Genomic DNA, 21,381 nt, shown 5'->3' on the forward strand with positions numbered 1-21,381 from the left:
GCTAGGAGCCTCTGCGCGTTGGCAAGAGCCACCTATCGCCGCGGCCCAGCCCACCTTCTTCCGCGCACGCAACGCAGCCCGCTCGCGGGTCCATGCCAACCGCGCGCATCGTGCCCAGTTTGCCGTCGTAGGTAAGCATCCGTGCGGCGGACGGCACGCCAGCGACCGCCGCCAGGAACATCGTCACTGCAGCAGATGAGACCGTGGAATTCAGGGAAATCACGGCCGGCTGCGGCACCGCTTCGCCCTGAATGTAAGGGTCCGCCTTGCGCTGCGCTTCAGTCATCATTTCCCGCCGGACCTGCTCGAAGTCAAGCTTGTCGGTGCACACCAGACACGCAAGCCCAGGACTGAGCATCTGGACTCGACCTGCGATGAACCGCACGTCGCCATCGACGACATGGATGCCCACGCCCATGTCGATGCAGGGAATGAGGAATTGGTAGGCCAGCTGGTTCAAGACGGCACGGCTCGCCATCGAATCGGTACACCCGAAGATGAAGTCCGTCTCCAGCAGTGCGCGTGCTACCTCGTCGTTCGCCACGTCGCCTTGCAAGGCGACGACTTCAACGTCCGAGCTAATGGCCTTCACCTGACGCGCAGCCACATTAACTTTGGCAGCGCCAACGTCACCAGGAGTTGCGCCGACCAGGCGATTGAGGTTTGTGGCCTCCACCGTGTCCGGGTCAATGAGCAGCATGCTGCGCACTCCGAGGTGGGCGAGCTGTGACGCCACGACCGAACCTGTTCCCCCGAGACCCACTACAGCGACTCTGAGACTGGACACAGCCGCCTGGCCGCGCTCGCCAAACGCGAGGACCTGGCGGTGGTAACGGTCGCCCTGGACGACCTGATGCTGATGTTGCGGCAGCAACTCGCGACCAACGAAGGTGATGCCTACTGCACTGCCGCCCAGGGCCCGAGCCCGAACCGTCTGGCCGGTGAAGACTGCAGTGAAGCAAGGAACACCCGGAAGGCGGCGGCCGAAGTACTCCGCAAGCGGCACTTCGCCGTCGTCGTCCGTCCCGGAAAACTCCTCGAGGGGGCGCTCTCCCACGTGCGTGTGCGCCAACAGCACACCGGCACCGGCCAGCTTTGCAGCGTTGGCAATTTCGGTGCAGAAAGCCGGCTTCAGTGAAGCCGCACGCGCGGTGCGCTCGTCGTAGGCCTCAGGTTGGACTTCACGGAGCTGCCGGACGGTAAAGACCGGCTCGCCGTCGCGGGTTCCCGCAGGGAAAACCAAGCCGGCAGCGCACGTCTCGACATCGCGCGAAGAGGCAGCTGATTGCAGCTGCAGGGCTTGGGGCAGTTGGAGCCGAAGCATCGTCACTGGACCCTCAAGAAGCGGTCGCGAATACAGGCCACCCAGCTGAGCAAGTCGTCCCGGTTGGGATTCCACTGCGCCAGGTGCCACGAGAACCACACCCAGCCAGCCATCTCAGGAACCATCGCGTTGTTCTGGGTCGCGTGGGGCATCTCCGGACGACCTTGGACCCGAAGGTCGCCATCTGCCCAGAAGCAGTCAGGCGGCGAATACGGGAAGCCCTGCGGGACCAGGAATTTCACTTGGGCCACGGGTTTGTTCCAGCCCGGCGGCAGGCTGAAGTTGGGGATGGTTACGAACAACCCCAGGTGCCCCCTGTCCTCCCAGGTCGCATCCGCGTAGCGCTCCTTCAGGCGCTGCAGCTGAGTCTCAAGCGGCCCCATGGCGACACCTCAGCCGAAGTTGGCAGGCGGCACGATGTTGAAACGGCGCGGGCCTTCGCCGTGGCCGAGCTCGAGCGACACCGTGTCGGCATCGCCGAACGGCTTGTCGATATCGTTGCCATGGCCCTCCAGCTCCAGACCGGCCTTGTCGGGGAGGTCGGCGATGCGCGATTTGACGTACGCGCCGCTAACGACCGACAGCTCGGTCTCGTACCTAGTGGTGCCGACGAAGAAGAAGTAGGTTTTCGACGGCTTGTTGTCGTTGCTCATCTCAAGCTCCCAGCCCATCCGTTGGGCAAGTAGAAGGATTTAACGACAATCCAGCCGGAATGTCAACATTAAACACAATGTCAATTATACTGACTAATGTAAGATGCATGGCCTTATGTCAACATCCTTGACATATAGCAAGGTCGGGACTAGGATGAAGGTAGGTATCGGGAGACGTACTACATGATTGATGAACGACGCCTGTTCAAGGAGGTCGGTCAGAAGATTCGCCAGTTGCGTGAGGCACAAACAGGCAGTCGAGCGCGCTTAACGCAAGCTGAATTGGCGGAGATGGTTGGCCTAGAACGGACCTCCATCACAAACATTGAACGTGGGAACCAGAAGGTGCCGCTGCACGTTCTCTATCGAATTTGCGAGGCTCTGCGAGCCCCGATTTTTGATGTCATGCCTCGTATCGCCGAAGTTCAGGCCGAAGCCGAAGCAACATTGGAGGAGTTCTCCTTCGCGAGCAACACTGTGGAAATGACTCCACTTGTCAAACAAGCTGTGTTGGAACGACTTAGGAGCTCCTGATGCGAAACGAAGAAATCGAACGCTCCGCGAGTGACCTGCTTCACAGCGTAGGCGTTCTCAAAACTCCAATCCCTCTGCACAGGATTGCGACGTTCTTGAAGGCAGAAATACATCAGCAGACTTTTGAAGACATGGTCTCTGGTGTTCTCCTCATACGAGGAGATGAGCGCCACATCATGGTGAATAAAGCCCACCATCCCAATCGTCAGAGATTCACCATAGCGCACGAGCTGGGGCATCTAGTACTGCATCACAACTCTGGCGACAGGCTGTTCATAGACACACATTTGCGCGCGTATCAGCGCAGAGGCTCCGCAGCTTCTGGTGTCTATGAAGAACCTGGCTCCACAACTACTCCAGCCGAAGAGAAGGAAGCAAATCAGTTTGCGTCCGCTCTATTGATGCCGAGAGAGTTGCTTCTTTCCAAGACAGTTGGTCGAGAGTTCTGGGACGAACTTGACGTCGCAGCACTAGCAGCAGAATTTGGTGTCAGTGAGCAAGCAATGACGATTCGACTGCGCCAGTTAGACGTCCTCGACTCAATTTTCTAAAAAAGCGCATACGCTTTGCTCTTCGCTCTCCACAGTGGCGCGAAAAAGGGGGACGTTCGAGACGACTGGTGAACTGCCGGTCGCCTGGAGCAGGGACGGGCTTTTTCTGGTTCGACTGCGAGCGGATTGATAACGAGAGTCCCTTTGTAGGTAGTGGAAGGGGCATACACTGTCGCCTTTGCTGATACTTTTCCCCGGGGATGTGTACAAAGATCGTCATCGTTGACACCAATTGCTTCGTCCGGCTTTACTTCTCGGACCTTCGCCCATTGCTGGGCATCGAGGTCGCTGGCCACAAGCTGATGACCATCAAGGAACTGGCGAACGAAACGACCGCGAACACCGGGCTGACGGTGCGGCACCCCTGGCTCACCGGTGCCGATGTTCAGGCTGATCTGAATGCCGCCATCCTTGAGCTCGCTGAAAGTGATGACGAACAATACGACGAGGATGCGGACTACTACCGCGCCGAAGGTGACGAGTACCTTGAATGCTACTGCAGGGACAGGAATCTGGAGGACATCCGCCAGCTCTCCATGGCGGACGCCAAAGCGCTGGCCATCGCACTGGATCGCGGATACATCCTGGCAACTGACGAGTGGCCGCTGCGCGAGTTCTCTCAGTTCGTGGAGCCTGACGAGAACAATCAACGGATCCCCATCATGTCTAGCCTTCAGGTCTTGAAGCTATTCCTAGATGCGGGCCAGATGAGCATGGACAAAGTCCGTGCCACCGCACGGGGTTGGATCCTGAGCGAAGAGCGGCTTCCCCGCAGCTGGCAGACCGAATACCGCGCCCTGTTCAACGAGGCGCCGCCCGACGCTCAGGCTTGACGCTTGCTCAGGTAGACGGAAAGCTCAAGAGCCTGGCTTAGGTCCACATTGAGCAGCGTACCGACGAAGGCAGGAGAATGTCCACCCTGAGCCTTCTGCAGACGGCCGATGGCGTCAAAGACTTCCGTCCGAAACACGGCGCTCGCCCTCTCAACGAAAATTTCCACCCCCGGTGCATCGCTCTCGAAGAGCTGCGCAGCAACAGTTGGTCGATTGGGCCGATTGCGGTTCCACTCTTCGTAGAACGATTCGGTCGCAACCCCTGTGAGCGCTTCCCCTCGGTCGGCGGCAATGCGATCGGCCGACTTCACCGCTGTGACAACGGAAACGCCGTGGCGACCGGCAAAGTAGCTCGCCTCCTCCAAAGGATTGGTAGAGGATCGCATCGCGGCTAGACATTGTTCAGCGAGCGCATCCGGAAACACGAACAACTGCGCAAAGCGTTCCGCGAACTGTTCACCCGCATCATCAGCCAACTTATGCAAGGATAGGCAATGGCCAAGCTCGTGGGCCAACCAATACTTGAAGTCGTCCTGACCAGCGCTAAGGCTCAGGACCACCCAAGTCGACTGCGACTCGGGCAAATACACCGTAAGCGCGTTCTCGTGCCCGACCTTTTCTTTTCCCCAGATAACCGGCACGATGAATGCGCCGGTGTCAATGATCAGCTCGATGAGTTGCTCCATGCTGGGCGACTCAGCGGGACCTAGATTCAGTGACGTACGCAGAGTGTTAACCGCACGATGCACATAACCGTCGTCCACGGCAGGCTCTTTTAGAAACCTCTGCGAAAACAACCGAGAACCTTCGACAAAAGGCTGTAGTTGCCTGAAGTGCCTGCCCATCTCCTGAGCCTTCGCCTTCGCCTTTCCGGTTAGAGGCTCCCTGAGATGAGTCCGGTACGCAACTACCGGCTCTGCCCCCTCACGGACAACGAGCTTGTCGATAGACAAACCAAGAGCCGCCGCCAGCGCCCGAACCTTGGCGGGACGCGGTATCGAGTCGCCGGCGAACCACTTGGATACAGCTTCACGGCTCACACCGCAGGCATCGGCCAGCGCAGCTTGGTTAAGGCCGAGGCGAACCATGGCCTCATCGACGAGTGGTGCATTCAACATTAGGCGTCCGATACTACGCAGATCGTCAACTTTTGTCAACTAAAAGTCTTGTCCTGCACGGCCCGCGGCGTGTCTTGGTACAGCTAGCCGGCAGATGCTGCGTCGGGAGATCACCGGCGAACAACTCTAGGTGCGCAGGCATACGGCTGCTTCGGGTCGGGAGTTCCGTTCGCCCGCGGCGGGAGCAGTCACTGGCCAATCTCGTTGAGGTCCGACGAACGCGCGTCCGCCCGGCAGCCGATGAAGGTCAGGTACCGGAGCTTAGCCGACAGCCGCACCGCGGGACTTTCAATGTCAGGTCTTGGGCGCAGCTGACATTCGGCGCCAAGACCTGAGCGGCAGCAGCCAGCCTGGGGCAGTCAGTCCGGCCGCGAACTCGAAGGACCGTTCCTGGCCGTCACCCCCAGTTCGCAGACGGCCGGTCTTGTCGAGTCCGGGCGGCAGCATCGGGTCGCCACGACTCATTCATCCCCCGCGTCGGCGGCCAGGAGCCCTTGTCTGCACATTGGTGGTATCGTCCAACGTAGACAACCCATACGACAGGGAAGATGAAGAAACTCTACCGGCGAGCCATCGCCCTCATGTTTGTATTGCTCCTGGCAGGCTGTTCCGTCGGCATGGCATTGAGCGGCAACAGTCAGAAGGACACCTCCATTCTCTTCGCCGGCGCGCCGCGCGTCGCGGTCATCGAAAAGCTTGGGCAGCCCGAAACCACCACCAAGAACGCCGAAGGCCACTACGTGGATAGCTACGTGGTGGTGAAGGGCAATTCCCGCAGCATTGGGCGGGCCTTGGGCCATGTGACGATGGATGTCTTCACCTTGGGGCTATGGGAACTCGTGGGCACCCCGATTGAAGCCGTCGCCTCGTACGAGTCGACTTCCCGGGTCGTGATCTATTACGATGCCCAGGAGAGGGTACGGGAGACGCGGAAGATGGCGGTCGAGTAGGCGGATATTTCAGCTCGGCGCCGCTTCGAGGCGGTTGGCTGCCGACGTGTCAGGCCGGCACATCGGCACCTGGGGCCGCCTGACTCCGCGACGCGGTCGTGATGATCGCATCGGCGGCCCGCTCAGGGAAAGATCGTGACGCACCCGATGCTGCTGGCTGCCACCAACAGCCAGGCCGCGTCGAAGCCCTGCACCTGATAGCAATAGGTCTCGTTGATGAAGACCGAGGCATCGATCAGGCTCGTGGTGGTGACCGTCGCCAGGGAGACGCCATCGCGAAGAACCACGAACCGGGCGACAAGGGGATCGTCACTCCAGTCCACCGCGATGGCTTCAGGCCCAACGCGTGTCAGGGCAAGCGTCAGCGGCGCAACGACAGGCTGCTGGACAGGAACGACCACGCCCACGGCCAATTCGCCGCCACCGCACGCGGCGAGGCTCCCCAAAATAATCGATGCTGCTGCGCTGCGCAGCAGAAGGCTGCGCGTGAATGCGGTCATGTGTGACATCTCGGACTCCTCAGGGCGCCGAGGCGGGGCCGGCTGTCACCGAAAGCTTGGACGAACTGAGGTAGAGCAGCGGGCGCGACTCGCCACCGGGGCGGTCGATGCGAAGTTCCAGGAATCTGTCGAACGGACTCGCGGTGGCCAGGTTGGCGACCATCGCATAGGCCGGCAGGCCATCGTTCGGCAGCAACCCGGCGGAGCCGCGCAGGTCATTGCCCTTCGGCTGCTGATTGACCTGAACCCAGCTAAGACGCAGAAGGCCAGAGGCGCTCAAGGCCTTGGCCTGCAGCCGAATCGACTCGCGGTTTGGGAAACTGCCCCCGCCGTCACTGACGACAATTTCCGCTTGATCAATGGGCAAATCGATGGTGGTGCTGCCAACCGCTACGCGAAACGCGCGGACCGCTCCGGCATAACGCCCCATATAGGGGTCGGGGTCCCCGTCGCGGATGCTGTCGTCATAACGCACTGAAAACGACCAGCTGCCAGATGCGAGATCAGCTCGAGAAAATCCCAGGTCGGCGGGTAGGGCTGCGAGCTGCGCGGCCGACGGCGGCTTGAAGCTGCCGCTGCCTGAAACCCTGAACTCGGCCGCGACGCTGGTGCGTGGCGCTGCGAAGCCGGCCGTCAAGACGAGAGCCGCAGCGAATAGAAAGCGAGCCACCCTTGGACTGTGCTTGGTGCGACGCGGCCGCGGTTCGTATTGCATGTTCGATTGCATGGTGCCCTCGCGTAAAGCCCGACTCGAGCGGACTCCTTGTTCAACGTTTGGCGCGTGCATTCGACGACCTCCGGCAGGCTTGAAATGTTACCGACCGTTCCTGAAGCGGACATTGAACGGCAGCTTCCCTGCATATGAGCGGGTATCGCTTCTGGCCGTCCCCATCAGTCCCCGGACGACCGGTCTTCACGAGCGCGAGCGGCTGCATCGGGCACGCAAGCCACCAACGGCCACGGTCGGGCAAAGGCCTGCCATCCGCAACCCGTGAGGCCCGACGGCAGCCAGCGGCAGCCGAAGACCCCAGCCCCCAGCCGCTCGTCAACCCGGCGCGCAGCTGCGAAACCCCGCAAAGATGTCGTTGCGCTCGGGCGTGAAGAAGTTGCGGTACTTGGGGTGCGCCATGCGCGGCGCGGTGGCGCGGCTCGCGCCGCGCAGCACGGGGCGCGTGCCGAACCAGGGCGCCGAGTAGTCGCGGTAGGGATGGGGCGTGAAGCCCGGGAAGGCCTCGAAGGGGCTCGCGGTCCATTCCCAGACCCTGCCCCAGGCCAAACCCGGCTGCGTGACGGCCGCGCATTCCCATTCGGCCTCGCTGGGCAAGCGGCGGCCGGCCCAGCGGCACCAGGCCTGGGCCTCGTGCCAGCTCAGGTGGCAGGCCGGGTCCGCCGGGGCCAGCGGCTGCCAGCGGCCGAAGACCTGGCGCTGCCAACTGCCGCCTTCGCGGCGCAGGTAGCGCGGCGCGGTCAGGCCGGACTGCTGCAGCCATTGCCAGCCCTCGGGCGACCACCAGCGCGCATCGGCATAGCCGCCGGCCTCGACGAAGGGCAGGTAGCGCGCCCAGTCGACTGGCGCGGCATCGATCTCGAACGCGGCCAGTTCCACCGGCTGCGTGCCGTGCTCGTTGTCGAAGGCGAAGCCCTGCCCCGGCGCGCTGCCCAGGGTCCAGGCCTGGGCCGGCAGCCGCAGCACGCCGGTCCCCATCGCGTCGCCCAGGGACCTGCCGGGAAACGCCGCCTCGCCCGGCAGCGCCAGGCCCAGGGCCTGCGCCATGTAGACCGCGGCCTCGGCGTGCATGTCCTCGTGGAACAAGGCCAGGCGCAAGAAATAGAGCGAGGCGTCGTCCTCGGCACTCTCGGCCAGCAGGGCCAGGGTCTGCTCCTGCACGGCCTGCAGGTAGGCGCGCGTGGCCGCGGCGCCCGGCAGCGGCAGCTGCCAGCGGCTGTCGTGCGGCACCTGGCCGGAGTGGTAGAGCGCGTCGGCACCGGCCAGGCGCGAGGACGGGCGGGGGATGTCGGGGTCGCAGGCCACGCCGCGCCCGCGCTCGCCGTTGCGCGCCAGCCACCATTCCTGGAACCAGGCGATGTGGCCCAGTTCCCAGAGCGGCGGATTGAGCTCGGGCGACAGCGGAACGGCGAAGCCGGTGGCGGCCAGCGCCGACTCGTAGGCCGCGAACAGCGCCAAGCTGCGCGCGCGGGTCTCGCGCAGCGCCTGCGCCAGATCGATGCGGCCGGCGCGGCGCGCGGCCTCGGCAGGGCTGGTGGTGGGAAGCGACGGCCTCATGGCGTTATAAACCCGTCATGCAGAAGAAGACATCGGTGGTCATCGTCAGCCCGGCGCTCGCCAATGCCAACAACGGCAACTGGCAGACCGCCTGGCGTTGGCAGCGCATGCTGTCGCCGCTCTATCCTACCCGCATCGTCCGCGAATGGCACCACGACCCCGGCACCGGGCCGGATGCGGTGATGCTGGCGCTGCACGCGCGCCGCTCGGCCCTCTCCATCGCCGACTGGGCGCGCGCCCATCGCGGCCGCGGCCTGGCCGTGGTGCTGACCGGCACCGACCTGTACCGCGATATCCAGACCGACGCCGAGGCCCAGCAATCGCTGGCGCTGGCGCAGCGCCTGGTGGTGCTGCAGGAGCGCGGGCCCGAGGCCCTGCCAGAGGCGCTGCGCCCCAAGGCACGCGTGATCTTCCAGTCGACCACGGCGCGCCAGGCCCTGCCCAAGACCGGCCAGCACCTGCGCGCCGTGATGGTGGGCCACCTGCGCGAGGAGAAGTCGCCGCAGACCCTGTTCCAGGCGGCCCACCTGCTGCGCGACGAGACCGACATCCGGATCGACCATGTGGGCGAGGCGCTGGACACGGCGCTGGGCGCCCAGGCCTGCCTCGCGGCCGGGGAATGCCCGGGCTACCACTGGCTAGGCGGGCTGCCGCACGAGACCGTGCGCCGGCGCATACAGCGCGCCCATGTGCTGGTGCACGCCAGCCGCATGGAGGGCGGCGCCCATGTGGTGATGGAGGCCGTGGCCAGCGGCACGCCGGTGCTGGCCTCGCGCGTGCCGGGCAACGTGGGCATGCTGGGCGAGGATTACGAGGGCTATTTCGAGCATGGCGACGCGCGCGCCCTGGCGGCCCTGCTCAGGCGCTGCCGCGCCGGCCTGCAACACCCGGCCAACCCTGGGGACGACCTGCTGGGCCGGCTTCGCGCACAATGCCAGCTTCGCGCCCCCCTGTTCGACCCCGCCGCCGAGCAGGCCGCCCTGCGCCAACTGGTTCAAGACTTGCTGGAGATGCCATGACCACCCCTGCCTCGCCCCTCGCCGCCGCCCAGCCGCGCCTGACCTCGCTCTCGCACGGCGGCGGCTGCGGCTGCAAGATCGCCCCCGGCGTGCTGTCCGAGATCCTCAAGGGCACGACCCAGATGCCCATCCCCAAGGAGCTGCTGGTCGGCATCGAGACCGCGGACGACGCGGCCGTCTACCAGCTCAACGACGAGCAGGCGCTGATCGCCACCACCGACTTCTTCATGCCCATCGTCGACGACCCGTTCGACTTCGGCCGCATCGCCGCGACCAACGCCATCTCCGACGTCTACGCCATGGGCGGCCAGCCGATCATGGCGCTGGCCCTGGTCGGCATGCCGATCAACGTGCTGTCCACCGAGACCATAGGCAGGATCCTCGAAGGCGGCGCCTCGGTCTGCCGCACGGCCGGCATCCCGATCGCGGGCGGCCACACCATCGACTCGGTCGAGCCCATCTACGGCCTGGTGGCGCTGGGCCTGGTGCATCCCAAGCGCGTCAAGCGCAACGCCGACGCGCGGCCCGGCGACCGCCTGGTGCTGGGCAAGCCGCTGGGCGTGGGCGTGCTCTCGGCCGCGCTCAAGAAGGACGCGCTGCCCGCCGAGGGCTATGCGCAGATGATCGCCAACACCACCAAGCTCAACACCCCGGGCCCCGAGCTCGCCGCCCTGCCCGGCGTGCATGCCCTGACCGACGTGACCGGCTTCGGCCTGGCCGGCCATGCGCTGGAGCTGGCGCGCGGCGCCCAGTGCACGGTGCGCCTGGACTGGGCCCGGGTGCCGCTGCTGGCCGGCGTGCGCGAGCTGGCCGCCCAGGGCATGGTGACCGGCGCCTCGGGTCGCAACTGGGCCGGCTACGGCGCCGAGGTGCAGCTGCCCGCCGGCTTCGACCCGGCCGACCAGGCCCTCCTGAGTGACCCCCAGACCAGCGGTGGCCTGCTGGTCTCCTGTGACGCGGACAGCGTGGACCAGGTGCTCGCGGTGTTCCAGCGCCACGGCTTCGAGCGCGCGGCCGTGGTCGGCGAGGTGCTGCCCGCGGGCGAGAAGCGACTGGTGGTGGGCTGAGCGAGCCTCAGCCCACCGTTTCCGCGCGCACCCAGTCGGCGTAGGCGCGCGAAGCCTGCAACGGGCTCAGCAGCCACTGCGGCAGCGCGTAGGGGTGCTGCGCCGCGACCATCTCGTGCAGGGCCGGCTCGCAGCCCGGCGCGGTCTTGAAGGTGACGCGCCACTCGGCCTCCTCGCAGACGCGGCCCTGCCAGCGGTAGACCGAGGTGATGGGCTGCGCGTCGACCTGCACGCAGGCCGCCAGGCGCGCGGTCAGCGCCGCGCGGGCCAGCGCCAGCCCCTGCTCGCGCTCGGGCACGGTGGTGGTGATGCTGAGGATGGAGGGGGCGTCGGTCTCGGCCATGGGTCGGCTCCGGTTCGGACGCCGACCATTATGGTCCCGGCTCAGCGCACCAGGCAGGGCCGCTTGTTGTCGAAGCGCCAGCCCGGGATCAGGTACTGCATGGCGATGGCGTCGTCGCGCGCCCCCAGGCCATGCTGCAGGTAGAGCTGGTGGGCCTTCTCGACTTCGGCCATGTCCAGCTCCACGCCCAGGCCCGGCTTGTTCGGAACGTCGACATAGCCGCCCTTGATCTGCAGCGGCTCGCGGGTCAGGCGCTGGCCGTCCTGCCAGATCCAGTGGGTGTCGATCGCCGTCACCTTGCCCGGCGCGGCCGCGCCCACATGGGTGAACATGGCCAGCGAGATGTCGAAATGGTTGTTGGAGTGCGAGCCCCAGGTCAGGCCCCAGTCGCGGCAGGTCTGGGCCACGCGGACCGAGCCGGCCATGGTCCAGAAATGCGGGTCGGCCAGCGGGATGTCCACCGCCTGCAGCGACAGCGCATGGGCCATCTGCCGCCAGTCGGTGGCGATCATGTTGGTCGCGGTCGGCAAGCCCGTGGCGCGGCGGAACTCGGCCATCACCTCGCGGCCGGAGAAGCCCTCCTCGGCGCCGCAGGGGTCCTCGGCGTAGGCGATCACGCCGTGCATGTCGCGCATCAGGCGGATTGCGTCCCTGAGCAGCCAGCCGCCGTTGGGGTCGAGCGTGACGCGCGCCTCGGGAAAGCGCGCGTGCAGCGCGCGGATGGCCTCAACCTCTTCCTCGCCGCGCAGCACGCCGCCCTTGAGCTTGAAGTCCTGGAAGCCGTAGCGGGCCTGGGCCGCCTCGGCCAGGCGCACCACGGCCTCGGGCGTCATCGCGGCCTCGTGGCGCAGGCGCAGCCAGTCGTCGGCGGCCTCGGGCTCGCTAGCCCCATCGGCATACGGCAGGTCGGTCTTGGTGCGGTCGCCGACGAAGAACAGGTAGCCCAGCATCTGCACGCGCTCGCGTTGCTGGCCCTCGCCGAGCAGGGCCGCCACCGGCACGCCCAGGTGCTGGCCCTGCAGGTCCAGCAGCGCGCTTTCCACGGCCGTGACGGCGTGGATGGTGGTGCGCAGGTCGAAGGTCTGCAGGCCGCGGCCGCCCGCGTCGCGGTCGGCGAAGCGCGCGCGCATCTCGTTGAGGATGGCCTGCAACTGGCCGATGGGGCGGCCCTCGACGATGGCACGGGCGTCCTCCAGCGTCTGGCGGATCTTCTCGCCGCCGGGCACCTCGCCCAGGCCGGTGTGGCCGGCGTTGTCGGTGACGATGACGATGTTGCGGGTGAAGAAGGGCGCATGCGCGCCCGAGAGGTTGAGCAGCATACCGTCGCGCCCCGCCACGGGGACGACGCGCATCTGCTGGATGCGGGGAGTGGTGGTCATGGTCAGTCGGCGGTGATCTTGCGGCTGGTGATCAGCTTCTGCCAGCGGGCGTACTCGGCGGCCTGGTAGGCGGCGAACTGCTCGGGCGTGTTGAGCACCATCTCGAAGCCCAGCTCCAGCAGCTTCGGCGTCACCTGCGGGTCGCTCAGGGCGGCCACGATGGCGGCGTGCAGGCGCTTCTTCACCTCGGCGGGCAGGCCGCGCGGCGCGGCGATGGCCTGCCACGAATAGACGTTGGCGTCCTTGACGCCGCCTTCTTCCAGCGTGGGCACGGCGGGCAGCAGGGGCGAGCGCTTGGCGCTGGTGATGGCCAGGGCCTTGAGCTTGCCGGCCTTGATCTGCGGCATGGCGGTGTTGATGTTCATGAAGGACGCATCGACCTGGTTGCCCAGCAGGTCCGTCATGACCGGGCCGCCGCCCTTGTAGGGCACATGGATGCCGGAGGTCGCGGTCTGCAGCCAGAACAGCTCGGCCGTCAGGTGGTCGCTGCTGCCGTTGCCCGAGGAGGCGAAGGTCATCTTGCCGGGGTTGGCCTTCTGGTAGGCGATCACGTCGGCCAGCGACTTGTGCGCCGAGGCGGCGGGCACCACCAGCACGTTGGGCGCCTGCACGGCCACGGTGATCGGATCGAGGTCCTTGAGCGCGTCGTAGGGCACCTTGATCAGGTGCGGCGCGATCACGAAGGGACCGAGCGACGACACCAGCAGCGTGTAGCCGTCGGCCGGCGCGCGCGCCACCTGGGCCGCGCCTATGGTGCCGGTGGCGCCGGCCTTGTTCTCCACGATCACCGTGCCGCCGAGCTTCTCGGGCATCTTGCTCGACAGGGTGCGGGCGATCAGGTCGGTGGAGCCGCCCGGCGGGAACGGCACCACCAGCGTGACCGGCTTCTCGGGCCAGGCCAGGGCCGAGGTCATGGCGCACGCGGCGGCCAGGGAAAGCAACAGCTTTTTCATGAAGTCTCCTTTGTCAGCAGGGTCTCGATACAGGGCTTACTGCGGGCCCAGCTTGCGGATCAGGGCGTCGAGCTGCTCGAGCTCGGCCGGCTTGAGCTCGGTCAGCGGCGCGCGCACCGGGCCGGCGTCGTGGCCGACCAGCTTGGCGCCGGCCTTGACGATGCTGACCGCGTAGCCCGCGCCCTGGTTACGGATCCGCAGGTAGGGCATGAAGAAGTCCTTGAGCAGGCGATGCTGGGTCGCCATGTCGTCGGTGCGCACGGCCTCGTAGAAGTCCATCGCGGTCCTGGGGATGAAGTTGAACACCGCCGAGCTGTACACCGGCGTGCCCAGCGCCTTGTAGGCCGCGGCATAGACCTCGGCCGTGGGCAGGCCGCCCAGGTAGGCGAAGCGCTCGCCCATCTTCATGTAGATAGCGCTCATGAGCTCGATGTCGCCGATGCCGTCCTTGAAGCCTATCAGGTTGGGGCAGCGCTCGGCCAGGATGGCCAGCGACTCGGGCGTGAGCTTGCAGACGTTGCGGTTGTAGACGATGACGCCGAACTTCACGCTCTTGCAGACCTGCTCCACATGGGCGATCAGGCCTTCCTGGCCGGCCTCGGTCAGGTAATGCGGCAGCAGCAGGATGCCGTGCGCGCCGGCGCGCTCGGCTTCCTGGGCGCACTGGATGGCAAAGCGCGTGGGGCCGCCGGCGCCGGCGATGATGGGCACCTTGCCGCGGCAGGTCTCGACGGCAGTCTTGATGATGGCCGGGTACTCGTCGCCGGTGAGCGAGAAGAACTCGCCGGTGCCGCCGGCGGCGAACAGGGCGCTGGCGCCGTAGGGGGCCAGCCACTCCAGGCGCTCGGCATAGCCGCGGGCGTTGAAGTCGCCCCGGGCGTCGAAGTCGGTCAGCGGGAACGACAGCAGGCCCTGGGACATGATGGACTTGAGTTCTTGCGGATTCATGCTTGCGCTTTCAAGAAGGTGGGGTGAAGTTCGGGGCTCGACATTGTGTTGTACGTTGTCTGATGACATGAATTCTGATCAAGCACGCCCAAGCTGTCAAGCCCCAACCGAAAAATCACCTTCAATCCTCCCAGCGGCAAAACATACAGGGCCAGGAGCCTGTCGGACGTTGGGAGGATCATCCAAAAAACACCTTTATCCAAGCCACCACGCCGCAATCCCCGCGCACCGCTGGCGATGCCCGAACAAGCGGGACGGCTCCAGCGAAGCAAGTCCATTGTTATATGATGTCTTATGTTTTAAACCTCATCGGTTTGATCGCAGCAAGTGTGTTGGCGCAGGCGCGGGATCACGGGCGCCGAGAGAAGAACCGCTCTGGCGCCCTGGCGCCGGCCGGCTATAGTGAATCCAAGGGCCTTTTCTCAGGAGACGCGGCATGAGGACACCCCGGGAAGGCGAGCAACTGACCGCCGTCGACGGCCAGTCCTGGCGCGTGGCTTCGGTGTTCCAGGACGTCGAGGGCGAGGCCGACGAGGCCTACGACCCCGATTTCTTCCTGGTCACCCTGGTCCCGGTGCAGGCCGGTGCCGGGGCGGCCGGCATGGAGTTGGACAATGCCCAGTTCGAGGCCTTCTGCGAGACCCACGGCATCGCGCTTTGAGGCGGGGCACCGTTTCGGCTCCGGAAACAGTCCGTTTCATTGAACTTTGCGCTTAGCACTCGTTCTCAGAGAGTGCTAATATTTAGGCGTATTGGAAAGGACTGCTCGGATGACGGCATTGACTGGATCTTCTGCGAACGCGGTGGCGCTGGCCAACCCCTGGGCGCTGGTGCCCTCGCTGGGCAATCTGGACGCCTATATCTCGGCCGTCAACCGCCTGCCCATGCTGACGCTGGAGCAGGAGCAGGAGTTCGCCCGCAAGCTGCGCGACGAGAACGACCTCGAGTCGGCCGGAAAGCTGGTGCTGTCGCACCTGCGCCTGGTGGTCTCGGTGTCGCGCCAGTACCTGGGCTACGGCCTGCCGCACGGCGACCTGATCCAGGAAGGCAACGTGGGCCTGATGAAGGCGGTCAAGCGCTTCGACCCGGACCAGGGCGTGCGCTTGGTCAGCTACGCGCTGCACTGGATCAAGGCCGAGATCCATGAATACATCCTGAAGAACTGGCGCATGGTCAAGGTGGCCACCACCAAGGCCCAGCGCAAGCTGTTCTTCAACCTGCGCTCGATGAAGCAGGGCTTCAAGGCCGAGGCGGACGCCGGCGAAGCCACGCACCGCGAGACCCTGAGCGAGCGCGAGATCGACGTGGTCGCGCACGAGCTCAAGGTCAAGCGCGAGGAAGTCGTGGAAATGGAAACCCGGCTGTCGGGCGGCGACGTGCTGCTGGACCCGGCCCCGTCTGACGACGGTGAGCAGGCCTTCGGCCCGATCGCCTACCTGGCCGACGCCAGCCACGAGCCCACGGCCATGATAGAGGCGCGCCAGCGCGACCTGCTGGCCAGCGACGGCATCGCCACCGCGCTGCAGGCCCTGGACGGGCGCAGCCGCCGCATCGTCGAGGAGCGCTGGCTCAAGGTGCGCGACGACGGCACGGGCGGCATGACGCTGCACGAGCTGGCGGCCGACTACGGCGTGAGCGCCGAGCGCATCCGCCAGATCGAGGTGGCGGCCATGAAGAAGATGAAAAAGGCGCTGGCGGCCTACGCCTGACAGCCCCGTCGATTTAGACTCGCAAGGCCCGGATTTCCGGGCCTTGTCTTTTTCCGCCGTCAACACAAGCAGAGAGGATTTCCGATGACCCCCACCCCCTTCCGCCGCGCCGCCCTGCTGCTCGCGCTCGCCGCCCTGTCGGGCGGGGCCTGGGCCCAGAAGGCTGCCAAGGCCGCGGCCGCCCCCTGGCCAAGCAAGCCGGTCAAGATCGTGGTGGGATTCCCGGCCGGCTCCTCGCCCGACCTCACGGCACGGCTGTTCGCCGAGCCCCTGTCCAAGGCGCTGGGCCAGCCGGTCGTCGTCGAGAACAAGGTGGGCGCGGGCGGCAACATCGGCGCCGACGCGGTGGCCAAGGCCACGGACAACCACACCCTGGGCCTGATGATCAACGGCAACATGACGATTGCCAGGCTGCTCAACGGCAAGCTGCCCTACGACCCGCTCAAGGACCTGGTGCCGATCAGCCTGATCGGCACCGCCCCGCTGGTGCTGGTCGCGCCGGTCAACTCGCCGGGCGCCAGCGCGCAGGACTTCTTCGTCGCGGCGCGCAACGCCGGCAAGCAGTGGAGCTACGGCTCGCCGGGCGTGGGCACGGTGGGCCACATCGGCATGGAGCTGCTCAAGACCAAGACCAACATAGCCCCGGTCCACGTGCCCTACCCGGGCTACCCCCAGGTGTTCAACGCGATCCAGGGTGGCCAGCTGCAGCTGGCCATGATGCCGCCGGCCCTGGCCCAGGCGCAGGCCAAGGCGGGCAAGCTGCGCGTGATCGGCATCACCTCCTCGGGCCGCAGCACGCTGGCGCCCGATTTCCCCAGCCTCAGCGAGGCCGGCATCCAGGGCTACAACCTCGAGATCTGGAACGCCTTCGCGGCGCCGACCTCGCTGCCCAAGCCCATCGTGGCCAGGCTGTCGACCCTGGTCAGCGAGATCGCGCGCAGCCCCGAGGTGCGCATCAAGCTGTTCCAGCAGGGCTGGCAGGTGGTGGGCAGCTCCGGCGAGGGCCTGGCCAACCGCGTCAAGACCGACACCGCGCTGCTGGGCGGGGTGATCGCGATGCGCGGCATCAAGGCCGAATAAGGCTCAGGCTCAGGAAGCCTGCCTGAGCAGCAGCTTGATGTCGGACCCCAGCGCCTCCGGCCCGCTGCCGTAGCGGCTGTACAGGCGCAGCCGGCCCTGGGTGTCGTAGACGTAGCTGGCCGCGGCGTGGTCCATGGTGTAGTTGCCCGGGGCCTGGCCTTCGACCTTCTTGTAGTAGACCTTGAAGTCCTTGGCCATGGCCGCGAGCTGCTCGGGCGTGCTGGCGCGCAGGGCCAGGAAGGCCGGGTCGAAGTTGGCCATGTAGGCCTTGAGCACCTCGGGGGTGTCGCGCTCGGGGTCCACCGTGACGAACAGGCCCTGCAGCTTGTCGCCGTCGGCGCCGAGCTGCTTCTTGACCTCGGCCAGCTCGAGCATCGAGGTGGGGCAGACGTCCGGGCACTGGGTGTAGCCGAAGAACAGCACCACGACCTTGCCGCGGAAATCCTGCAGGCGGCGCGTCTGTCCGTGCTGGTCGGGCAGCGCGAAGTCCTTGGCGTAGTCGGCCCCCGTGATGTCGACCGACTGGAACTGCAGCCGCTGCTCGGAGCAGGCGGCCAGCAGGCCCGCCGTCCCTGCCGTGACGGCGGACAGGGCGATGAATCGGAGCGCGTCGCGCTTGCGCATGGGAGGCACCTCAGAACAGGTAGTGGTCGACCAGCAGCGCGGCGAACAGCCCGCTCAGGTGGATCAGGGAGAAACGGAAGGTCTTGCGCGCCAGCGCGTCGGAGTAGCTGCGCCAGAGCTTGAACGCGTGGGCTATGAAGCCGCCGGACAGCCCCACCGCCGCCGCGAGGTAGAGCCAGGAGCTCATGCCATAGGCGAAGGGCATCAGGCAGGCCGCGAACAGCACCAGGGTGTAGAGCAGCACCTGCAGGCGCGTGAACTCGTTGCCGTGCGTGACGGGCAGCATGGGCAGGCCGGACTGGCGGTAGTCCTCCACGCGGTACAGGGCCAGGGCCCAGAAATGCGGCGGCGTCCAGAGGAAGATGATCAGGAACAGGATCAGCGCCTCGGGCCCCACCTCGCCGGTCATCGCCGCCCAGCCCAGCACCGGCGGCATGGCGCCCGAGGCGCCGCCGATCACGATGTTCTGCGGCGTCAGCGGCTTGAGGATCACGGTGTAGACCACCGCATAGCCGACGAAGGTGGCGAAGGTCAGCCACATGGTCAGCGGGTTGACCCAGAAGAACAGGACGGCCGAGCCCAGCGCGCACAGCAGGCCCGAGAAAACCAGCGCCTCCCGGTCCGACAGCTCACCCTTGGCGGTCGGACGCCAGGCGGTGCGCTTCATCTTGGCGTCTATGCTCTTCTCGACCAGGCAATTGAAGGCCGCGGCCGCGCCGGCGACCAGCCAGATGCCCAGGCTGGCCAGCAGGGCCAGCCTCAGCTCGGGCCAACTCGGCCAGCCCGGCACGGCCAGCACCATGCCGATCAGCGCGCAGAACACGATGAGCTGCACCACGCGCGGCTTGGTCAGGGCGTAGAACTGGCTGATACGGGATGCCGGGGAAACGGCGGTGGCAGCGGTCATGCGGCAAACCTCGAAGCGTGGGGGCGCCCGGCGTCGCTCGACACCGGCAGCGGTGAAAGGTCGGATCGGGCGGCGGTGCGGCTGGCGCACAGGGCCCAGGTCAGGGCGACCGCCAGGGCCGCCGCGCCGCCGGTGTGCGAGACCGCGGCCACCAGCGGCCAGTCCAGCACCACGTTGGACAGGCCGGTGACGAACTGCCACAGCGCCAGGCCGGCGATCCAGCGCGCCTGGGCCAAGAGCCGGCCGGCACGCTGCAGGCGCCAGGCCAGGCCGGCCAGCACGGCCAGCACCAGATAGGCCGCCAGGCGATGCGTGTAGTGGATGGCGGTGAGCGCGCTGAAACCGATGTGGCCGCCGTCCTGGCTGCGGCCGAGCTCGCGCCAGATCTCGAAACCCTGGCGGAAGTCCATGGCCGGCCACCAGCTGCCCTGGCAGGTCGGGAAGGACTCGCAGGCCAGCACGGCATAGTTGGTGCTGACCCAGCCGCCCAGCGTGATCTGGACCAGCACCAGGACGAAGGCCAGCCAGAGCGCCGCGCGCAAGCCGCGCGGCAGCGGCTGCGGCGAGCGCGCCCCCGACGCCTGCTGGAAGCGCACCGCCTGCACGCACAGCAGCACCAGCAGGACTATCCCGCCGAGCAGGTGCAGGGTGACGATGGCCGGGAACAGCTTCATGGTCACGGTGAGCGCGCCGAAGGCGCCCTGCAGGCAGACCCAGGCCAGGGTCAGCGTGGGCCACAGCGGGTGCACGGCCAGCGCCTGGCCCGCGCCGCGGCGACGCGCCAGCCAGCTCGCCACGGTGAGCGTGAGGATCAGCACGCCCACGCCGGTGGCCAGGTAGCGGTGGATCATCTCGACCCAGGCCTTGCCGTGCGTGACCGGGCCGGTGGGCATGGCGGACTGCGCGGCGGCGATCTCGGCCTGCGCGCCGACCGGGCTGGCATTGCCGTAGCAGCCTGGCCAGTCCGGGCAGCCCAGGCCGGAATCGGTCAGGCGCGTGAAGGCGCCGAACAGCACCAGGTCGAAAGTCAGGAACAGGGTGAGCACGGTCAGGGCCTGCAGGCGGCGCGCGGGCGAGGCCTGGCGGTTGCGCAGCCAGACCCAGGCCAGCGGCGCCAGCGCGAGCACCACGCCCATCAGCATGAGGCGCAGCGCGGGCGTGAGATCGTAGAGCGAGGTCGCTTGCATCTAGCGCCCCGCCTGATCCCAGGACGCCGAGGCGCGCAGCAGGCGTTCCAGGTCGCGCTTGGCCTTGCCGGCCCCGGCCAGGTCCAGGCCGGCCGGAAAGCGCATCATCCAGTTGCCCATGGGGTCGACCACGTACAAATGCTCGGACAGGCGGTGGCCGGCGGCCGGCGCCAGCCACTGCGCCAGGGCGTCGGACGGCACGCGCAGCACCGTGGCCTGGGCCAGGCCGGCGCGCAGGGACTCGGGGATGGGCGCCGCGTCGTCGACCAGCCAGACCCAGTCCAGCCGCTCCTTTTCCTTGCCCAGGCTCTCGCGCAACTGGCGCTGCAGGTACAGGTGGTTCTGGCAGGCCGCATCGCAGGCGCCGCCGGCCACGCTGAGCAGCAGCCACTGGCCCTTGAGCGCGCTCAGGTTGCCGCCCTCCCCGCCCAGGCTGGTGGTTGCCAGCGCGGGCAGCGGACGCTGCGGGTCGATCAGCTCGCCGAAATGGCGCCGCCCTTCGGGACGGACCACGTAGTAGGTGAAATAGGAAGCGATCACCGGCGCGGCGCAGACCAGCAGCACGGCCAGCATCTTCCAGCGCCCGCTGAGGGTGCGCTTGGCGTCGGCCTGGGCGGCCTGTGCCGGCGACGGCAGGCCGTGCACGGTCAGGCCCAGCGGCTCGTCTTGCCGGGCCCGGGGCTCAGGCGCGCGGCGGGAAAAGGAAGCGTCGGACAATTTGGAACCAGACATAAAGGATTGCCATCAGGCCGCTGAGGCCAAACCACTGGAACGCATAGCCGTAATGCTTCTCCACCCCGCTGGCGGGCTCGGGCCATTGCCGCAGCAGGCCTTCGGAGGGCGGACCGGTTTGCACCACGGTCTGGTCCAGCAGGGGCAGACGGGTTTCGGCGCGGAATGCGTCCAGGGCTAGATTTTGCCGGATCACGCCCTGCTCCGCGCCCTCGAAGGCGTAAAGCTTGGACGGTGCGGGGGCGATGCGGCCCTGCAACGCGACCTCGCCGGCCGGCGTGTCGACCCGGGGCAGCGCGTTGCGGTCGACGAAATTGCGCGGCACCCAGCCGCGCTGCACCAGCAGCCAGGCCCCGCCCTCCTGCAACTGCAGCGGGGTCAGCACGTAGAAGCCGGGCTGGCCGTTCATCTGCCGGTTGTCGAGGAACACGGTGCGCTCGGCCAGCCAGCGCCCGCGCAGTTGCACGCGGCGGTGCATGCGGTCTGCCTCGGGTGTGGCCAGCAGTTCGGCGGCGCCGAGCACGGCGAGCTGCTGCCTGGCCTCGATGCCGGCCTGCAGCGCCTCTTTCTCGGAGGCGCGCGAGAGCTGCCAGCGCCCCAGCGAGGCGGTGGTGACCATGCCGGCCAGCGTGGCCAGCGTGATCAGTCCGAAGCGCCAGTCGGCGCGCGGTGGGCTCACGGGATAA

25 protein-coding genes are annotated in these 21,381 nt (G+C 66.8%); 9 read left to right on the plus strand and 16 right to left on the minus strand.

Translation table 11 applies throughout. From position 1 onward, the window contains the following. Position 1 precedes the first annotated feature (1 nt). From FFS10_RS11335 to FFS10_RS11345, 3 genes are read right to left on the minus strand one after another with little or no spacing between them, the layout of a single operon-like run. Positions 2-1,324, minus strand: a complete 1,323-nt coding sequence (locus FFS10_RS11335; RefSeq protein WP_137894563.1) for a HesA/MoeB/ThiF family protein — start codon at positions 1,322-1,324, stop codon at positions 2-4. Positions 1,325-1,326: 2 nt separating this feature from the next. Then, positions 1,327-1,707 (minus strand): E2/UBC family protein, encoded by a 381-nt coding sequence (locus FFS10_RS11340; RefSeq protein WP_137894565.1) that lies wholly within the window; start codon positions 1,705-1,707, stop codon positions 1,327-1,329. A gap of 9 nt (positions 1,708-1,716) precedes the next feature. Continuing rightward, positions 1,717-1,977 (minus strand): hypothetical protein, encoded by a 261-nt coding sequence (locus FFS10_RS11345; RefSeq protein ID WP_137894568.1) that lies wholly within the window; start codon positions 1,975-1,977, stop codon positions 1,717-1,719. A 183-nt stretch (positions 1,978-2,160) separates the two neighbouring features. Here FFS10_RS11345 and FFS10_RS11350 point away from each other — a divergent pair, with 183 nt between their 5' ends. The 3 genes from FFS10_RS11350 (at position 2,161) to FFS10_RS11360 (ending at position 3,895) form a co-directional block, all read left to right on the plus strand. Beyond that, a complete protein-coding gene (locus FFS10_RS11350; RefSeq protein WP_137894570.1) occupies positions 2,161-2,511 on the plus strand; it encodes a helix-turn-helix transcriptional regulator in 351 nt (116 codons plus the stop codon). Then, positions 2,511-3,062: an ImmA/IrrE family metallo-endopeptidase gene (locus FFS10_RS11355; RefSeq protein WP_137894572.1), complete on the plus strand. Its 552-nt coding sequence runs from the start codon at positions 2,511-2,513 to the stop codon at positions 3,060-3,062. The genes FFS10_RS11350 and FFS10_RS11355 overlap by 1 nt, the downstream gene beginning before the upstream one ends. A 302-nt stretch (positions 3,063-3,364) precedes the next feature. Further along, positions 3,365-3,895 (plus strand): P-loop NTPase family protein, encoded by a 531-nt coding sequence (locus tag FFS10_RS11360; RefSeq protein WP_137916439.1) that lies wholly within the window; start codon positions 3,365-3,367, stop codon positions 3,893-3,895. On the opposite strand, the gene FFS10_RS11365 is transcribed toward FFS10_RS11360, so the two are convergent. Then, entirely contained in the window at positions 3,886-5,052 is a 1,167-nt protein-coding gene (locus FFS10_RS11365) for an ImmA/IrrE family metallo-endopeptidase (protein WP_137916440.1), read from the minus strand. The two genes, FFS10_RS11360 and FFS10_RS11365, sit on opposite strands and share 10 nt — an antisense overlap. A 509-nt stretch (positions 5,053-5,561) precedes the next feature. On the opposite strand from FFS10_RS11365, the gene FFS10_RS11370 reads away from it, so the two are divergent. Next, complete coding sequence (locus FFS10_RS11370; RefSeq protein WP_137894578.1) at positions 5,562-5,963, plus strand: hypothetical protein; 402 nt, start codon at positions 5,562-5,564, stop codon at positions 5,961-5,963. A gap of 122 nt (positions 5,964-6,085) precedes the next feature. Here FFS10_RS11370 and FFS10_RS11375 read toward each other — a convergent pair whose 3' ends face one another. The 3 genes from FFS10_RS11375 to senA all read right to left on the minus strand — a co-directional run bounded on the left by FFS10_RS11375 (position 6,086) and on the right by senA (position 8,747). After that, positions 6,086-6,472 (minus strand): hypothetical protein, encoded by a 387-nt coding sequence (locus FFS10_RS11375; protein ID WP_137894580.1) that lies wholly within the window; start codon positions 6,470-6,472, stop codon positions 6,086-6,088. Between the two features lie 10 nt (positions 6,473-6,482). Beyond that, positions 6,483-7,190, minus strand: coding sequence for a hypothetical protein (locus FFS10_RS11380; RefSeq protein ID WP_137916441.1), 708 nt, complete (start codon positions 7,188-7,190; stop codon positions 6,483-6,485). A gap of 318 nt (positions 7,191-7,508) precedes the next feature. Beyond that, positions 7,509-8,747 (minus strand): selenoneine synthase SenA, encoded by a 1,239-nt coding sequence (gene senA, locus FFS10_RS11385; protein WP_137894585.1) that lies wholly within the window; start codon positions 8,745-8,747, stop codon positions 7,509-7,511. A gap of 17 nt (positions 8,748-8,764) precedes the next feature. On the opposite strand from senA, the gene senB reads away from it, so the two are divergent. Together senB and selD are read left to right on the plus strand one after the other, a co-directional pair. Further along, complete coding sequence (gene senB, locus FFS10_RS11390; protein ID WP_137894587.1) at positions 8,765-9,766, plus strand: selenoneine biosynthesis selenosugar synthase SenB; 1,002 nt, start codon at positions 8,765-8,767, stop codon at positions 9,764-9,766. After that, positions 9,763-10,833, plus strand: coding sequence for a selenide, water dikinase SelD (gene selD, locus FFS10_RS11395; protein ID WP_137894589.1), 1,071 nt, complete (start codon positions 9,763-9,765; stop codon positions 10,831-10,833). Before senB ends, selD begins: the two co-directional genes overlap by 4 nt. 7 nt (positions 10,834-10,840) lie before the next feature. Here the strand turns inward: selD and cutA are convergent, their stop codons facing one another. Genes cutA through kdgD form a run of 4 tightly spaced genes read right to left on the minus strand, consistent with a single transcriptional unit; the run spans position 10,841 to position 14,456 of the window. After that, positions 10,841-11,176, minus strand: coding sequence for a divalent-cation tolerance protein CutA (gene cutA / locus FFS10_RS11400; protein ID WP_137894591.1), 336 nt, complete (start codon positions 11,174-11,176; stop codon positions 10,841-10,843). A 41-nt stretch (positions 11,177-11,217) separates the two neighbouring features. Further along, positions 11,218-12,555, minus strand: coding sequence for a glucarate dehydratase (gudD, locus tag FFS10_RS11405; protein WP_137894593.1), 1,338 nt, complete (start codon positions 12,553-12,555; stop codon positions 11,218-11,220). Positions 12,556-12,557: 2 nt separating this feature from the next. Next, positions 12,558-13,508: a Bug family tripartite tricarboxylate transporter substrate binding protein gene (locus tag FFS10_RS11410; RefSeq protein ID WP_137894595.1), complete on the minus strand. Its 951-nt coding sequence runs from the start codon at positions 13,506-13,508 to the stop codon at positions 12,558-12,560. Between the two features lie 36 nt (positions 13,509-13,544). Beyond that, positions 13,545-14,456 (minus strand): 5-dehydro-4-deoxyglucarate dehydratase, encoded by a 912-nt coding sequence (gene kdgD, locus FFS10_RS11415; RefSeq protein ID WP_137894596.1) that lies wholly within the window; start codon positions 14,454-14,456, stop codon positions 13,545-13,547. Between the two features lie 436 nt (positions 14,457-14,892). Here kdgD and FFS10_RS11420 point away from each other — a divergent pair, with 436 nt between their 5' ends. The 3 genes from FFS10_RS11420 (at position 14,893) to FFS10_RS11430 (ending at position 17,245) form a co-directional block, all read left to right on the plus strand. Continuing rightward, the gene (locus FFS10_RS11420; protein ID WP_137894597.1) at positions 14,893-15,117 is read left to right on the plus strand and encodes a hypothetical protein; all 225 of its coding nucleotides are present in this window, start codon (positions 14,893-14,895) and stop codon (positions 15,115-15,117) included. 109 nt (positions 15,118-15,226) lie between these two features. After that, complete coding sequence (rpoH, locus tag FFS10_RS11425; protein WP_137894598.1) at positions 15,227-16,165, plus strand: RNA polymerase sigma factor RpoH; 939 nt, start codon at positions 15,227-15,229, stop codon at positions 16,163-16,165. Between the two features lie 84 nt (positions 16,166-16,249). Next, positions 16,250-17,245, plus strand: a complete 996-nt coding sequence (locus tag FFS10_RS11430; RefSeq protein WP_137894599.1) for a Bug family tripartite tricarboxylate transporter substrate binding protein — start codon at positions 16,250-16,252, stop codon at positions 17,243-17,245. Between the two features lie 9 nt (positions 17,246-17,254). On the opposite strand, the gene FFS10_RS11435 is transcribed toward FFS10_RS11430, so the two are convergent. The 5 genes from FFS10_RS11435 to FFS10_RS11455 are packed head-to-tail and all read right to left on the minus strand — an operon-like array spanning position 17,255 to position 21,374. After that, positions 17,255-17,869, minus strand: a complete 615-nt coding sequence (locus FFS10_RS11435; protein ID WP_137894600.1) for an SCO family protein — start codon at positions 17,867-17,869, stop codon at positions 17,255-17,257. A 10-nt stretch (positions 17,870-17,879) separates the two neighbouring features. Next, positions 17,880-18,776: a heme o synthase gene (gene cyoE, locus FFS10_RS11440; protein ID WP_137894601.1), complete on the minus strand. Its 897-nt coding sequence runs from the start codon at positions 18,774-18,776 to the stop codon at positions 17,880-17,882. After that, entirely contained in the window at positions 18,773-19,963 is a 1,191-nt protein-coding gene (locus FFS10_RS11445) for a COX15/CtaA family protein (RefSeq protein WP_137894602.1), read from the minus strand. The genes cyoE and FFS10_RS11445 overlap by 4 nt, the downstream gene beginning before the upstream one ends. After that, positions 19,964-20,695: a redox-active disulfide-containing membrane protein gene (locus FFS10_RS11450; protein WP_137894603.1), complete on the minus strand. Its 732-nt coding sequence runs from the start codon at positions 20,693-20,695 to the stop codon at positions 19,964-19,966. It lies immediately after the preceding gene. Further along, the gene (locus tag FFS10_RS11455) at positions 20,646-21,374 is read right to left on the minus strand and encodes an SURF1 family protein (RefSeq protein WP_137894604.1); all 729 of its coding nucleotides are present in this window, start codon (positions 21,372-21,374) and stop codon (positions 20,646-20,648) included. The genes FFS10_RS11450 and FFS10_RS11455 overlap by 50 nt, the downstream gene beginning before the upstream one ends. Positions 21,375-21,381: the final 7 nt, after the last annotated feature.

Origin of the sequence: Ramlibacter sp. 2FC (genome assembly GCF_005503345.1) — a bacterium.
GTDB lineage: Bacteria > Pseudomonadota > Gammaproteobacteria > Burkholderiales > Burkholderiaceae_C > SCMQ01.

What these genes read in the sequence shown, in the direction of transcription:
- FFS10_RS11375 (WP_137894580.1), bottom strand. Translation starts at nt 6,472, where the DNA reads ATGTCACACATGACCGCATTCACGCGCAGCCTTCTGCTGCGCAGCGCA.
- gudD (WP_137894593.1), bottom strand. Translation starts at nt 12,555, where the DNA reads ATGACCACCACTCCCCGCATCCAGCAGATGCGCGTCGTCCCCGTGGCG.
- FFS10_RS11350 (WP_137894570.1), top strand. Translation starts at nt 2,161, where the DNA reads ATGATTGATGAACGACGCCTGTTCAAGGAGGTCGGTCAGAAGATTCGC.
- FFS10_RS11430 (WP_137894599.1), top strand. Translation starts at nt 16,250, where the DNA reads ATGACCCCCACCCCCTTCCGCCGCGCCGCCCTGCTGCTCGCGCTCGCC.
- FFS10_RS11450 (WP_137894603.1), bottom strand. Translation starts at nt 20,695, where the DNA reads ATGTCTGGTTCCAAATTGTCCGACGCTTCCTTTTCCCGCCGCGCGCCT.
- FFS10_RS11355 (WP_137894572.1), top strand. Translation starts at nt 2,511, where the DNA reads ATGCGAAACGAAGAAATCGAACGCTCCGCGAGTGACCTGCTTCACAGC.
- rpoH (WP_137894598.1), top strand. Translation starts at nt 15,227, where the DNA reads ATGACGGCATTGACTGGATCTTCTGCGAACGCGGTGGCGCTGGCCAAC.
- FFS10_RS11445 (WP_137894602.1), bottom strand. Translation starts at nt 19,963, where the DNA reads ATGCAAGCGACCTCGCTCTACGATCTCACGCCCGCGCTGCGCCTCATG.
- senB (WP_137894587.1), top strand. Translation starts at nt 8,765, where the DNA reads ATGCAGAAGAAGACATCGGTGGTCATCGTCAGCCCGGCGCTCGCCAAT.
- FFS10_RS11340 (WP_137894565.1), bottom strand. Translation starts at nt 1,707, where the DNA reads ATGGGGCCGCTTGAGACTCAGCTGCAGCGCCTGAAGGAGCGCTACGCG.
- FFS10_RS11410 (WP_137894595.1), bottom strand. Translation starts at nt 13,508, where the DNA reads ATGAAAAAGCTGTTGCTTTCCCTGGCCGCCGCGTGCGCCATGACCTCG.
- cyoE (WP_137894601.1), bottom strand. Translation starts at nt 18,776, where the DNA reads ATGACCGCTGCCACCGCCGTTTCCCCGGCATCCCGTATCAGCCAGTTC.
- FFS10_RS11370 (WP_137894578.1), top strand. Translation starts at nt 5,562, where the DNA reads ATGAAGAAACTCTACCGGCGAGCCATCGCCCTCATGTTTGTATTGCTC.
- kdgD (WP_137894596.1), bottom strand. Translation starts at nt 14,456, where the DNA reads ATGAATCCGCAAGAACTCAAGTCCATCATGTCCCAGGGCCTGCTGTCG.
- cutA (WP_137894591.1), bottom strand. Translation starts at nt 11,176, where the DNA reads ATGGCCGAGACCGACGCCCCCTCCATCCTCAGCATCACCACCACCGTG.
- FFS10_RS11345 (WP_137894568.1), bottom strand. Translation starts at nt 1,977, where the DNA reads ATGAGCAACGACAACAAGCCGTCGAAAACCTACTTCTTCTTCGTCGGC.
- selD (WP_137894589.1), top strand. Translation starts at nt 9,763, where the DNA reads ATGACCACCCCTGCCTCGCCCCTCGCCGCCGCCCAGCCGCGCCTGACC.
- senA (WP_137894585.1), bottom strand. Translation starts at nt 8,747, where the DNA reads ATGAGGCCGTCGCTTCCCACCACCAGCCCTGCCGAGGCCGCGCGCCGC.
- FFS10_RS11360 (WP_137916439.1), top strand. Translation starts at nt 3,365, where the DNA reads ATGACCATCAAGGAACTGGCGAACGAAACGACCGCGAACACCGGGCTG.
- FFS10_RS11420 (WP_137894597.1), top strand. Translation starts at nt 14,893, where the DNA reads ATGAGGACACCCCGGGAAGGCGAGCAACTGACCGCCGTCGACGGCCAG.
- FFS10_RS11435 (WP_137894600.1), bottom strand. Translation starts at nt 17,869, where the DNA reads ATGCGCAAGCGCGACGCGCTCCGATTCATCGCCCTGTCCGCCGTCACG.
- FFS10_RS11380 (WP_137916441.1), bottom strand. Translation starts at nt 7,190, where the DNA reads ATGCAATCGAACATGCAATACGAACCGCGGCCGCGTCGCACCAAGCAC.
- FFS10_RS11335 (WP_137894563.1), bottom strand. Translation starts at nt 1,324, where the DNA reads ATGCTTCGGCTCCAACTGCCCCAAGCCCTGCAGCTGCAATCAGCTGCC.